This is a genomic window from Streptomyces sp. Ag109_O5-1 (genome assembly GCF_003814875.1).
Classification (GTDB): Bacteria; Actinomycetota; Actinomycetes; order Streptomycetales; family Streptomycetaceae; genus Streptomyces; species Streptomyces sasae.
Genome location: NZ_RKQF01000001.1, coordinates 3,079,757 through 3,092,437, shown reverse-complemented (window position 1 = coordinate 3,092,437; position 12,681 = coordinate 3,079,757). Strand labels below are relative to the sequence as shown.

The window sequence follows — 12,681 nt, the reverse complement described above, 5'->3', positions numbered from 1 at the left end:
AACGATCCTGCGAGGCCCCGCCCCGGCTCACCCTTCCCTCACCTTGATTGGAGCAGGCATGCGCCTGTACTCGCGGACGGGCGCGACCGTCCTGGACGACGCCGAATACGGCCGCTTCGAGCCCGACAAGACCGGGGCGTTCGACTTCCCCGACGACGTCTCCGACAGGCTGGTCGGCTTCCACTTCCGTGGCCGGCCGATGTGGGAGACCGATGTAGAGCGCCAGCAGCGCCTCATCGGCGAGGAGCTGGAGCGCCGCAAGGACCCCGCGACGCTGCTGTCCGCCGTCGAGCAGCTGGTCAAAGCTGCGCAGGCCGTCAGCCAGGTCCCCGCTCCGGCCCCTGCGCCGGTCGTCGAGGAGACGGTCAAGCCAGCCCCGGCCAAGAAGACCACCACGGCGAAGAAGACCACGGCCGAGTAAGGCAGTAGGGGAGGGCAGCGATGACGACGCCGTACATCACCCCCGCCATGCTGACCTCCCGCCCCGCGGGCATCAGCTGGGCGGTTGTCCCGACGCTCAACGCCGACACCGCAGCCCAGCAAGCACAGCTGGAGCAGGTGTGTTGGGTGGCGACGTCAGTGCTGGACACCTACTGCCGGCAGCCGCTGCGCGCCACGGTGAAGACCGACACCCGCCCCGGTCCTGGGATGCCCCGCGTCGCCATGGACCGGGCCACGGGCGCTGGCATCCTCGTCACCGAGCACCGGCACGTGACCGACACCGTCGCTCTGGCTCTGGCACCGGCGCGGACGTACCCGGCGGCGTGGAGCGTCATCCCGCTCGGCCAGTACCGGCCGCGGCACCCGGTGTTCCCCGGGGCCGGCCTGTCCACCGGCCCGGTCGGCGGCCACACCGTGGACGTGGCGCCCGGGCACATCGATGCCCGGTGGGGGCGCGGCGGCTGGCTGGTCCAGCTGTCCTACATCAGCGGCTGGCCGCACACCAGCCTCACCGCGGCCGCCAAGGCGGGCGACACACAGATCAGCGTGGACGACGTCACCGGCTGGGCGCAGGGCTGGTCCGGCATGGCCTACGACGGCCCAGCCACGGAGCAGGTCACCGCACCGACGGCGACCGCCACCACGCCGCTCGTCCTGCCCAACGGCGCCGGCACCGTGCACTCCGGGCCGGGCACCGTCACCCTGGCCGCGCCGCTCACTCAGCCGCATCCGGCCGGGACCGTGGTGTCCGCGCTGCCGGCCGACGTGGTGCACGCCGCGGTCCTCGCCGCCACCGTCCAGGCACTGGAGACGATCGACGCCATCGCCACCCAATCCCTGTCCGGTGAACTCGCGGGCGGCACCGGCGCCCTGGCCACAGAGGTCGAGATGATCCTCGACGACTACCGGCGGGTGATGTGATGGCACGCCCACGCCCCCGCATCGGCGGCCGCATCGCCACCGGCACCGACGGGGTCCTGCGGTTCCGCAACCGGCGCATCACCATCATGCGCGGCACGAGGGTCAACGCCTACGGCGACGAAAGCGACGTCGGCGCACCCCTGTACGTCGGTGTGCAGGCCGCCCTCGCCGAAACCACACAGACGTCGTACGACTCGGCCAGCCAACGTCAGCAGATCATCCGCGGCATCACCTGCAAGGTCCCCGCCTGGGTCGACGTGGTCACCACGGACACCATCAAGGACGAGGCGACCGGCCTGTTCTACATGATCGAGTCCATCCAGGCCGCGCCCGGCCCCGGCTACTACCCGGCGGAAAAGATCCTGACGCTGCGGGCGCGGTCCGGCGTCGGCGTCACCTCCGACTGACCCCGGGGAGGGCACCGTGGCATCCCGCGTGGAGATATCCGACGACTGGGAAGGCGAAGTCACCGGCGCCCTGCAGAAGTTGTTCGTCGAACGCCTCGGGCCGGCCATCGCCGAGGACGCGAGCCGCTACTGCCCCGAGGATACCGGCGCGCTGAAGGAGTCCATCGAGTACCACTTGGAAGGCCTCAAGCTGATCGTCTCCGCGACCGGCGGCGCCGACGGCAAGACGTACGCCGCCTACGTGGAGCTCGGGACGAAGCCGCACGTCATCTACCCCAAGGACAAGCAGGCGCTGTTCTGGAAGGGCGCCGCGCACCCGGTCGGCATGGTCAACCACCCCGGCACGAAGCCCCGGCCGTTCCTGCGGCCCGCCTTGTACAAGACGCGCGGTGACGGGGGTGGTGCCGAGTGACGCTCCCGCTCTATCCCACGGACGAGATGGTCGCCGCGGCGTGGATCGGCACCATCCCCGACCTGTCACGGGACATGACGGGCGAGGTGCTGCCCCCGGACGTGGGCGCGGACGGGACCGTCGCCCCGTGGGTGGGGACCGGCTTCGTGACGGTCACCCTCGTTGGCGGCAACCCCGACGACTCCCTGCCCGTACAGCGGCCGGTCGTGCAGGTCGACGTGTGGACCACAGACCCGGGCAGCAACAAGCCCCCGTGGAGGATGGCGCACGCCATCGCCACGGCCATCGTCCGGGCCACCTGGGACCGCAACAACATCGCCCGGGCCTTGCCCATCACCGAGAACGGCGTCACCTACCCGCCAGCGGCCGTCAAGAACGCGTACGTCACCAGCGCGTTCCGCCGCATGTACGACGACGCCAGCGACTACGCGCACTTGCAGGGCGACCTCGCCCTGGAGTGGGTGACCGTCAACGACCGTCTCGCCTAACCCCCGAAGGACACCACCCATGGCCCAGGTCCACGTGACCATGTTCGAGGACCCCATCGAGGTCCCCGACGACGAGGTGGAGGTGCTGCGCGTGCAGGGCCTCATCCGCGAGGCGCCCGCGCCGGCCACCCCCGCACCCGCGGCGGTGGCCGCCAAGCTCGCCAAGACCAAGGACGGTGACGCCTGATGTCCCGCCTCGCCCTGACCCCGTCGGTGCAGCCCAAGACCGGCACCACCGCCCCACTGAACCTCACCGCCCAGCTGACGGCTGGCGCCCTCTCCGGCAACACCGGCGTCTCGTTCACGAACACCGGCCGCGAAGTGCTGTACATCCAGTCCGGCGCCACCGCCACCATCGCCAGCGTGCAGATCGGTACCACGATCGAGGGCCAGGCGGTCGGACCGATCGCCCTGAACCTGCACTCCAGCGCCGTCGACGTCATCGGCCCGTTCCCCACCGACGAGAACCAGGCCAACGGCCAGATCTACGTCGACTTCACGACCCCCGCGAACGTCACCGGCGTCGCCCTGGTCCAGAACGGCGGCGTCTTCTAAGACCTGCTCCTCCCCGCCAGCCCGCCCCGCGCGGGCTTTTTTCATGCCCGCGCCCGCCCGGCGCCTCACCACATCTGGGGATGATCCCTTTGGCAGTCAATGCCGCAAACCTCGTCCTGGGGCCGGCCACCCTGTACGTCGCGCCTTTCGGAACGTCCGAGCCCCTGGACTCCGTCGTCACCCCGAACGGCGTCTCCACCCCGCCCGGCGGCTCCTGGGTCGACGTCGGAGGCACCGACGGCGGTGTCACCGCCGAGGTCGACAACACCTACACCGGTCTGAACGTCGACCAGGTGCTCATGGAGGTCGGAGCCCGCCTGACCGGCGTGTCCATCAAGGTCTCCGCGAAGCTGTCCGAGATGACGCTGAACAACATCAACTCGGCGCTCAACAGCATCTCCAGCATCGCCCAGGGCACCGGCTACGCGTCCATGGACGTCCCCGTCGGCACCTCGGCGACCCAGCCGTCCTACGCGGCCCTCCTCATCGACGGGTGGGCCCCGATGCTCGGCACCGGCGCCCCCGCGCGCCGCCGCCTCATCGTCCGCAAGGTGCTGTCCCAGACGAAGGTCACCATGACCTTCGACAAGAAGACGCAGCAGGCACTCGACTGCTCGTGGTCCGCCTACTTCGTCAGCGGCTCCATCGCGCCCATGCACATCGTCGACCAGCAGGCGTAACCCGCCCACCCAGCCCGGCACGCCCCCGCTGTGCCGGGCTTTCGCATGCCCCTCCACCCCTCCACCCGAAGGACACCCTCATGCCTGCCACCGCCAAGGGCACCAAGAAGACGGCCGCCAAGCGCCCGCCCCGCAAGACCGCTCCCGCGCCGGTCGTCGAGCCCGCCGAGGACGGCCCCGAGGTCGTACGCCTGACCACCGATCCGGACAAGGCGGAGGTGCGCATCCCGCTGTTCTCCATCGACGGCAAGGAGTACAGCATCCCCGCGCGGCCGCGCCTGAACGTGGCCCTCCAGTTCATGCACATGACCCGCAAGCAGGGCGACACGACCGCGATGGACTTCCTCCTGGAGAAGCTGCTCGGCACCGACGGCTACCAGGCGCTGCGCGAGTACGACGCCCTGACCCCCGAGCACTTCGCGAAGATCACCGCCATCGCAAGCGAGGTCACCCTGGGCGCGCTGGAAGCCCCAAAAGCGTAAGGGAGCGGCTGTCACAGGTCGGGTGGGTCCTTGACCACCTCGACGACATCGCCTCCGACATGTCCGTCTTCCACCGGGTCGACGACATCCACCGCCTGGACGCTCCCAGTTTCTTCAAGCTCGCGTGGCGGCTGCCCGCCTACCAAGGCGTCCTGCACCACCACGTGATGCAGCAGACCGCCGAGCAGAACCAGCAGTCACCCGGCCCACAGGCCGGCAGCACCTCCTACAGCGCGCCCTCGCCGGGCCGCGACGTCAACCCGGGGACGCAGGCCACCCTCCAAGCCGACCCCGCCTTCCAAGCAATCATCTCGTTCGGATAGGGCGCGCGGCGCCAGGTTGGGGGGTGACCTGGCGTGTCCGAAGGCTTCAAGATCGCCAGTGCCTTCGTGGAGGTCGACCCGGAGACCGCCGGGTTCAAGGAGAGGCTGCAAGAGGCCCTGGACCAGGCCGTCGCCGGCGTCCAGGCAAAGGTCCGCGTCGGCCTGGACACCGCCGACCTCGACGCCAAGGCCGACGAGGTACGCGCCCGCATCGAAGGGCTCGACGGGCTCCACGCCGATCCCAAGGTCGGTCTGTCCACCGCGGACCTGGACGCCAAGGTCGACGAGGCCCGCGCCAAGCTCGACGAGCTCGGCGCCCGCCGCGTCGACCCCACGGTGGGCCTGTCCACCGCAGACCTGAACGCCCGCGACGACGAGGCCCGCGCCCGCCTGGACGAGCTGAACGGCCGCCGCGCCCAGGCCCGCGTGACCCTGGACACCGCGGAGTTCGACGCCAAGCTGGACGAGGCCCGCGCCAAGCTCGACGAGTTCAACGGCCGGTCCGCCAGCGCCCGCCTCGGTGCATCCGGCGGCACCAGCGGGGAAAGCGGCAGCAGCGAAGGCGGCCTCGGGGGCATGATCGCCCTCGGCCTCGGCGCCCTGATGCCGGGCCTGGGCGGCGCCGCGGCGGGCCTGGCCGGCCTCGCCGGTGTCGGCGCCCTCGGCATGGGCCAGATGAGCAAGGCTCTGTCCGACGCCCACCAGGCGTCCCTGAACCCTGGCCTGACCCAGCAGCAGCTGGCCTCGACCGAGCAGAACAACGCGGTCCAGATCCAGCAGGCACAGCACACCGTGGCCATGGCCCACGAGCAGGCCGCGCAGGATGCCGTCGAGAGCGCCAACTCCATCGAGATGGCGCAGATGAACCTCGCGCAGACCGAGCGTTCAGCGGCCGAGCATCAGATACAGGCCCTCCAGTCGGTCAGGCAGGCGCAGCAGGGCGTCGAGGAGGCCGACTACAACCTCTCCGAGGCGCAGTACAACCTGACCCAGGCGTGGGAAGCGGCCCGCGAGCAGATCCGACAGCTGGACGACCAGCTGTCCGACTCCAAGCTGAACGTCCAGCAGGCCGAACTCGCCATCCAGCAGGCCGAGTATCAGCAGCGGCTGGTCAACCAGAATGCCTACTCCACTTCCCTGGACCGCCAGCAGGCCGCCCTCAACGTCACCAAGGCCCAGCAGCAGCTGAAGGACGCCCAGGACCAGGAGACCGCGGCCGCCTACCAGGCGAACCTCGCCCACAAGAACGGCGTCGAGCACTCCCAGACGGTCATCCAGGCCAAGCAGGCCGTCACCGCCGCCACCTACGGCGTCCAGGACGCCCACTTCTCCCTCGCCGACGCCCAGCGGCAGCAAACCCTTACCCAGCTCAACAGCGCTGCGCAGATCAAAGAGGCGCAGATGCAGCTGGCCATGGCGGAGGAACAGGCCGCCTACCAGCGCAAGCGCGACGCGGAGCAGGTCCAGTTCGCCGAGCAGACCCTGACGAACACCATCAAGTCCCAGCAACTGGCCTGGGCCGCGATGATGTCGACGGAGAACGAAGCGGCGAACCAGTTCCGCAAGGACATGTCGCTCATGTCCCCGGTGGCTCAGCAGGTCGTCGAAAAGATCTTGAGCATGAGCGGGGAGTTCAAGGGACTCCGTACCGCCGCGCAGGACGCTATGGCGCCCGGCCAGCTCAAGTTCCTCGACGGGCTCGACGACTTGATGCCGACCCTGAAGAAGGAGACCACCAAGATCGGTGGCTTCCTCGGGGACGCCTTCGCCGCCATCGGAAAGGAACTGTCGAAGCCGGAGTTCGCCCACGTCCTCGACGGTCTGATCGACAACGGCCTGGAGTTCGCCAAGATCGTCGGCCCTGCCTTCGGTGACTTCGCCGGGGCGCTGGCCAAGATCGGGTCGCAGAAGGGCGCCGCCGACGGGCTCGGCAACCTCCTCGCCGGCATCGGCAAGAGCCTCGCAGGCATGGCCACCGAGGTCGGTAAGTACACCCCCGAGATCAACGACTTCCTCTCTGCGGCAGGCGTCATCATTGCCCAGATCGGCCCACCCCTGGGGCAGATCGTCGGCCTCGTCGCACAGGTTTTCGAACCGCTGGCGAAGTACCTGAACGCGCACCCGGACGGTACGACCGCCAAGGTGCTTGGCGACATCCTCGCCGGGATGCTCTCCTTCCGGGGCCTCCGCAGTATCGTTTCCGCCCCCTGGGGTGCCATCAAGTCCGGCTACGAGTCGGTCAAGGGCATCCCAGCGGGAGTCAAGGACGTAGCGGCGAAGATCGCAGCACCCTTTGGCCGGGGCGGCGTCTGGGACGGCATCCGCGCTCGCGGCATGTACGCCGCAGACGGCATCCGCGCCGGCTGGGGCAAGACGACCACGTTCTTCACCGACACCCTGCCCACCGCCGCAGGCAGGGGATGGACGAAGCTCACCGAGGGCGCCACCAGGGCCGGCCAACTCGTCAGCCGGGGCCTGAGCACATCCGCCGACTTCTTCACCGACACCCTGCCCAGCGCCCTGTCCCGGGGCGGCACCGCCCTGAAGACCTGGGCCACCAACGGCGCGTCCGCGGTCGCCCAGTGGGGCTCCCGGGTCGGCTCGACCATGGCCAGTGCGGCCTCCTCCGTCGGCGAGTTCGTCGCCGGGTTCGGCCGACAGATGGTCACCGCGATGAGGGCAACCGGCGTATGGATCGCCGAGCAGACCACCGCCGCGGCGACATTCATCGCGGAGAACGTCGCGGAAGCCACCGCCGCCACCGTCGCGTTCATCGCGGAGAACCTGGCCACCCTCGGCATCGTCGCCGGCATTGGTCTCCTGGTCGCCGCGATTCTCTTCCTGGCCGACAACTGGAAGACGGTCTGGAAGGACATCGAGATCGCCGCGTTGTGGCTCTGGCACAACGTGCTCGACCCGTTCTGGCAGGGCCTCGAACAAGGCGCGGAATGGCTCTGGAGCAACGGCCTCAAGCCCTTCTTCGCTGCCCTAGGTGACTCGTTCACCTCCCTGGAGAACATCGTCCTCTGGTGCTGGCACCACATCTTCGAACCCTTCTTCTCAACAGTCGCGGACGGGGCGAGGCAGTTCGTCTCCGGCTTCAAGGACATCTGGTCGGAGCTGCGGGCGATCTTCTCCGACCCGGTGAAGTTCCTGGTCAACACGGTCTATGACGACGGCATCGCCGCGCTGTGGAACGACGTGGTCGGCGCCCTGGGCATGAAGTCCCTGAAGCTGCCGGTCCTGAAGTTCGCGACCGGTGGTGTTGTCGACGGCTACGCCCCCGGGAAGGACACCGTCCCCGCGATGCTCTCGCCGGGCGAGGGCGTCCTGGTCCCGGAGGCGGTACGGGCCATCGGCCCCGACACCGTGCACGCCCTGAACGCCACCTACGGCGGCGGCCGTTCCTCCGACGCCGGCCACTTCTCGGGCGGCGGCATCATCGGCGACATCGAGTCCGCGGCCGGGTCCGTCCTCGGTAAGGCCGGGAAGATAGCCAAGCTCGTCGCGGACGTCTCCACCGGCGACACCAGCGGCCTGACCAAGGATCTGGAGTCCTTCGTCAGCACGAAGGCTGTCGGTAACTACGCCAAGCTCCTCCTCGGCGTGCCGAAGGCGCTGATCAAGGACGCGGTCAAGTCCGTGACCGACGCGTTCAGCAGCGGCTCGTCTTCCGGTGGCTCGGTCGGCGGCACGATCCCGTCCGGCCAGCACAAGAGCGTCATCGACCAGGCGCTGAAGGCGGCTGGTGCACCCCCGCCCGGCACGAAGGCGCAGTGGGAAGCCGGCCTCAACACGTTGATCACACGCGAGTCCGGGTGGAACCCGAAGGCCATCAACCTGACGGACATCAACGCCAAGAACGGCGACCCGTCCCGAGGCCTGGCCCAGACGATCATGTCGACGTTCAAGGCGTACCACGCGCCCGGCACGTCGTGGGACATCTACGACCCGGTCGCGAACGTCGCGTCGGCCATCAACTACATCGTCTCGCGGTACCACAACATCACCAACGTCCAGCAGGCCAACGCGAACATGCCCCCCAAGGGCTACGACAGCGGCGGCTGGCTGATGCCCAGCAACGTGCCGGGCAACAACGTCGGCGTCAACATGCTCGGCAAGCCCGAGGCCGTCCTTACGCCGGAGCAATCCGAGGCGTTCGTGCAGATGGTTGCCCTCCTCACCTCCCAGCAGGGTGGGGGAGGCACGGCCCTCGGCACGAAGACAGCGGTGATCAACTTCAACGGCACCCAGTACCCGAATACCGAGCAACTGGCAGCCATCCAGCGGGAAATGGGGCTCGCGCTCAGCGGCGTCTGACCGACGCCGCGGGCGCGGCCCGCCCACACCACCCCTCACCACAACCCCAGCACACGGACATGGAGGGGGTGACGGGTGGCGCAGTCGGCCGTATCACCAGCTGGCACCTCGACAGTCCTGTACCTCAACTTCTACGACGAGACCACCGGTCTCCTCGTCGACCCGGACACGGTCCAGCTCGACATCACCTACGGCGGCCAGGTCGGCTTCGCCGACGACTACGCCGGCCCCTTCACCTACCAGGGCGCCACCGGCGCCACAGCGGGGCAGGTGTGGCGCCAGGCCCGCGGGAAGTACGCGTACGCGTGGCCCATCCCCGCCGCGGCCCCGCAGGGCGTCTACGTCGCCAACTGGACATGCACGTACGGCGGCGGCAGCTTCCTCGGTGTCGAGAACATCACCGTCGGCGGCTCCCTGCCGCTCTCGATGCCGGCCGGTGACGTCGGCTTCTGGACCGGCGGACTGACCAACCCCAACACGAACGGCATCTACGGCGCGAGCATCGAGTTCGGGCAGGTCGATGAGCACGGCATCGCCTGGATGTGGAAGAAGATCGACGGCTGGGACAGCCCGGACGTCCAGGGCGCCGGCGTCATCGCCCGGTCCGGCGATCATGGCGGTTGGGCCTCGCCGCAGTACTTCGCGCCGCGCACCCTGACGTGGACCGTGCACGCCTCCGCCCCCGACCAGGCCACCCGCGACCTCGCCCGGACCCTGCTGCAGAGGGCCGTACCCGTGTCGGGCCTGGCCACGCTGCGGTACGACGAGCCGGTCCCGAAGTACGCCCTGGTGCGCCGCTCCGGGAAGGTCACCGAGGCGTACCCGACCCTGACCGACGTCACGTTCACCGTGGGCCTGGTGGCGCCGGACCCCCGGAAGTACGCGGTAGCGCAGAGGGCCGTCACCATCGGCCTTGAGCCCCCGGACCCGGGCGGCGGCCTGACCGTGCCCTTCACCCTGCCGATCGGGCTGAACCCCGCCTCCCCGCCGGGTGAGTCCATCGCCACGAACGGCGGCAGCTTCGACACACCGCCCGTCGCGGTCATCACCGGCCCGGTCGTCGGGCCCACCCTCAGCAACGTCACCACGAACCAGACCCTGTCGTGGTCCTCCCTCACGCTCGGCACCGCCGATGTGCTCGTCGTCGACTTCCTGACCCGGCAGGCGTACGTCAACCCCGTCACGACAGCGACGACCCCCGGCATGGCCTCGGCCGGCGGCACCTACTGGCCCGCCGACGTCAACTCCTCCTGGTGGCAGCTCGCCCCGGGCGACAACGAAGTGGGCTACGGCGGCACCGCCGGCATCGGCTCCACAACGGTCTTCTACTGGCGCGACACCTGGATCTAGGAGCACCCCTTGGCAACGTCGGTCACCACCTCCTTGCCGATCTGGATGGCCGGCTGCACATACGACGGCAGCGGCGGCAACGACCTCCGCAACAGCCACATCGGCGCCGTCTTCTACGACCAGGGCATCGTCAGCGGCTCTGCCGTCGGAACCCTCGGCGGTGTCATCGGCGGCGCCGGCCTCGCCGTCTCGGCCGGCACCGCGCTGACGGTCACCGTGCAGCCCGGCCATTTCGTCACCCCGAACACCAACAGCCCCACGTCCGGCGCGTACACGTCCACACTCGTGGCCACCGCGACGCTGACCGTGCAGACCGCGGACTCGGCCAACCCCCGTATCGACCTGGTGTACGCGCAGGTCGTCGACAACGGCAACAGCACCTCGTACGGGCAGGTGGCCATCGCGACCGGTACGCCGGCCTCGTCGCCGACCGTGCCGACCCTGCCGGCCAACGCGATCCCGCTCGCGCAGATCACCGTCGCGGCGAACGTCACCGCGGTCACCTCGGGCATGATCTCCGACAAGCGGCCTTTCACCGCCGCGACCGGCGGCATCATCCGCGCGGCGAAGGGCACCGTCGCCGGTTACACCGGCATGGTCTGCTACGACCCGGTCTCCGGCAGCTTCTACCACAACAACAACACGTCGAGCTCGACGCAGCTGCACGTGCTGCCGTGGCAGCCGGTCATCAGCAAGAAGACCTCGTCCGTGATGATCCCGTACCTCGACGAGACGTCGGTGATCACCGCCACCATCACCACGGACGGCTACACGGACATCGAGGTGTTCTTCAAGTGCCCGGCGGTGTACTCCGCCTCGCACTCAAGTATCGAGCAGCGGCACGAGTGGCGGATGTACATCGACAACAACGTGGTGGACACCATCTATGGCGCGAAGCTCGAAGCCGACGGGTCGTGGCAGTGCGGTGTGTCGTGGAGCTACTACACGTCCTCCGCCACCGCCGACACCCCGTCCGCCGGCACACACACCGTCAAGATCACGGTGCAGGACACCCAGGGTGACACCGGCTACTACGTGGCCGCATCGACCGCCTCGAACATCGTGCTCCGGGTGGAGCCGGTACAGAAGTGAGCCGGTACACGTACATCTCCACTGACCTGATCAGCGGCGATGCCCTCGCCGACACCCTGCCGCTGAACGTGAACTCGTTCAGCATGCAGCTCAACGGGTCCGGCTCGCTGACCGGGCAGCTCAACCTCGACCAACTCCCGCGGAACAACAAGCCGTTCCTGGACGCGCTCACGTGCCGGCGGTGCGTTCTGTGGGTGCTCCAGGACGGCTACCCGGTGTGGGCGGGCGTCGTATGGGACTGGCCCGACCAGTCCCGGGCCCAGGGCACGCTGCCCATCCAGGCGCAGACCCTGGACTCCCTGTGGGGCAAGCGGCTCATCACCGACACCCTGTCGTACTCGCAGGTCGACCTGTTCCAGGTGTTCACCGACCTGGTCACCTACGGGGTCAGCAAGCAGAGCAACTACATCATGCAGGGCGTGTCCCCGGCCGCCACGAGGACCGCCGCATACCTGGCCATGGTCGCCAAGAGCGGCAAGGTGTCCCGGCTGCACCTGCCCACCGGGGCCGCGGCGACCTGCGGCGTGAACTGGACCTCCTCGTACACGTACAGCGACCTCACGCAGATCACTTCGGCCTGGTCCGACATGTGCTCCTCCGGACAGCTGGAGTGGGTGTTCCAGCCCGGCCTGGACGCTGTCGGTGACCTCGGCGTGTTCGTGAAGCTGGCGTACCTGAAGATGGGCCGGCCGGTCGCCCAGTCCGGCTACGCCCTGTCTTACCCGGGCAACGTACTCGACTACGGCTACCAGCTGACCGGCTCCCAGGGCGCGAACATGATCTGGGCGACCGCCCCGCCCAACGGCGCCCAGCTGCAATGGCAGTCGGTGTACCCGCACGGCGCCGACCTCAACGACCTGAACGCCGGGTTCCCGCTCTTGGAGTCGACCGTCTCCTGGCAAGGCTCCTGGGTCACCAGCCAGGCACAGATCAACTCCTTCGCCGACGGCGAGGTCCGCATCTACACCCAGGGCATGGCCATGCCGATCATCAACGTCGGCGGCTCGGCCCGCCCGCGCCTGCGGGACATCATCCTCGGCGACTCCACCACGTTCACGGCGACCTCGGCGATCCACCCGCCCAACGACGACGGCTCACCCGGTCTCCAGACCGAGGTCCGTGTCGTCGGCTGGACCTGCTACCCGCCCGGCCCGCAGCAGTCCGAGTACATCCAGCTCCAGACCAGCGGCGTCGTCACCGGCTAACCACA

14 protein-coding genes are annotated in these 12,681 nt (G+C 69.0%); all 14 read left to right on the top strand.

The genetic code is table 11. The annotated features are described in order from the left end of the window. The first annotated feature begins 58 nt into the window (after window positions 1–58). The 14 genes from EDD90_RS13850 to EDD90_RS13790 all read left to right on the top strand — a co-directional run bounded on the left by EDD90_RS13850 (window position 59) and on the right by EDD90_RS13790 (window position 12,676). Window positions 59–421, top strand: a complete 363-nt coding sequence (locus EDD90_RS13850) for a hypothetical protein (RefSeq protein ID WP_123973310.1) — start codon at window positions 59–61, stop codon at window positions 419–421. A gap of 20 nt (window positions 422–441) precedes the next feature. Beyond that, window positions 442–1,362: a hypothetical protein gene (locus EDD90_RS13845; protein ID WP_123973309.1), complete on the top strand. Its 921-nt coding sequence runs from the start codon at window positions 442–444 to the stop codon at window positions 1,360–1,362. Further along, entirely contained in the window at window positions 1,362–1,769 is a 408-nt protein-coding gene (locus tag EDD90_RS13840) for a hypothetical protein (RefSeq protein WP_123973308.1), read from the top strand. The genes EDD90_RS13845 and EDD90_RS13840 overlap by 1 nt, the downstream gene beginning before the upstream one ends. 16 nt (window positions 1,770–1,785) lie before the next feature. Further along, the gene (locus EDD90_RS13835; RefSeq protein WP_123973307.1) at window positions 1,786–2,181 is read left to right on the top strand and encodes an HK97 gp10 family phage protein; all 396 of its coding nucleotides are present in this window, start codon (window positions 1,786–1,788) and stop codon (window positions 2,179–2,181) included. Then, window positions 2,178–2,669 carry a hypothetical protein gene (locus EDD90_RS13830; protein ID WP_123973306.1) on the top strand — a complete coding sequence of 164 codons (492 nt, stop codon included), beginning with the start codon at window positions 2,178–2,180 and terminating at the stop codon, window positions 2,667–2,669. The genes EDD90_RS13835 and EDD90_RS13830 overlap by 4 nt, the downstream gene beginning before the upstream one ends. A 19-nt stretch (window positions 2,670–2,688) precedes the next feature. Next, window positions 2,689–2,856: a hypothetical protein gene (locus EDD90_RS55385; protein ID WP_185149077.1), complete on the top strand. Its 168-nt coding sequence runs from the start codon at window positions 2,689–2,691 to the stop codon at window positions 2,854–2,856. After that, window positions 2,856–3,224: a hypothetical protein gene (locus EDD90_RS13825; protein WP_123973305.1), complete on the top strand. Its 369-nt coding sequence runs from the start codon at window positions 2,856–2,858 to the stop codon at window positions 3,222–3,224. Before EDD90_RS55385 ends, EDD90_RS13825 begins: the two co-directional genes overlap by 1 nt. 89 nt (window positions 3,225–3,313) lie before the next feature. Then, window positions 3,314–3,904, top strand: coding sequence for a hypothetical protein (locus EDD90_RS13820; protein ID WP_123973304.1), 591 nt, complete (start codon window positions 3,314–3,316; stop codon window positions 3,902–3,904). 80 nt (window positions 3,905–3,984) lie between these two features. Next, on the top strand, window positions 3,985–4,386 hold the full coding sequence (locus EDD90_RS13815) for a hypothetical protein (RefSeq protein WP_123973303.1): 402 nt from the start codon (window positions 3,985–3,987) through the stop codon (window positions 4,384–4,386). Between the two features lie 59 nt (window positions 4,387–4,445). Continuing rightward, on the top strand, window positions 4,446–4,709 hold the full coding sequence (locus EDD90_RS13810; RefSeq protein ID WP_123973302.1) for a hypothetical protein: 264 nt from the start codon (window positions 4,446–4,448) through the stop codon (window positions 4,707–4,709). Window positions 4,710–4,742: 33 nt separating this feature from the next. Next, window positions 4,743–9,029 carry a transglycosylase SLT domain-containing protein gene (locus tag EDD90_RS57250; protein ID WP_123973301.1) on the top strand — a complete coding sequence of 1,429 codons (4,287 nt, stop codon included), beginning with the start codon at window positions 4,743–4,745 and terminating at the stop codon, window positions 9,027–9,029. Between the two features lie 75 nt (window positions 9,030–9,104). Next, the gene (locus EDD90_RS13800; protein WP_123973300.1) at window positions 9,105–10,379 is read left to right on the top strand and encodes a phage distal tail protein; all 1,275 of its coding nucleotides are present in this window, start codon (window positions 9,105–9,107) and stop codon (window positions 10,377–10,379) included. A 9-nt stretch (window positions 10,380–10,388) separates the two neighbouring features. Continuing rightward, window positions 10,389–11,471 carry a hypothetical protein gene (locus EDD90_RS13795; RefSeq protein ID WP_123973299.1) on the top strand — a complete coding sequence of 361 codons (1,083 nt, stop codon included), beginning with the start codon at window positions 10,389–10,391 and terminating at the stop codon, window positions 11,469–11,471. Then, the gene (locus EDD90_RS13790; protein WP_123973298.1) at window positions 11,468–12,676 is read left to right on the top strand and encodes a hypothetical protein; all 1,209 of its coding nucleotides are present in this window, start codon (window positions 11,468–11,470) and stop codon (window positions 12,674–12,676) included. The genes EDD90_RS13795 and EDD90_RS13790 overlap by 4 nt, the downstream gene beginning before the upstream one ends. Window positions 12,677–12,681: the final 5 nt, after the last annotated feature.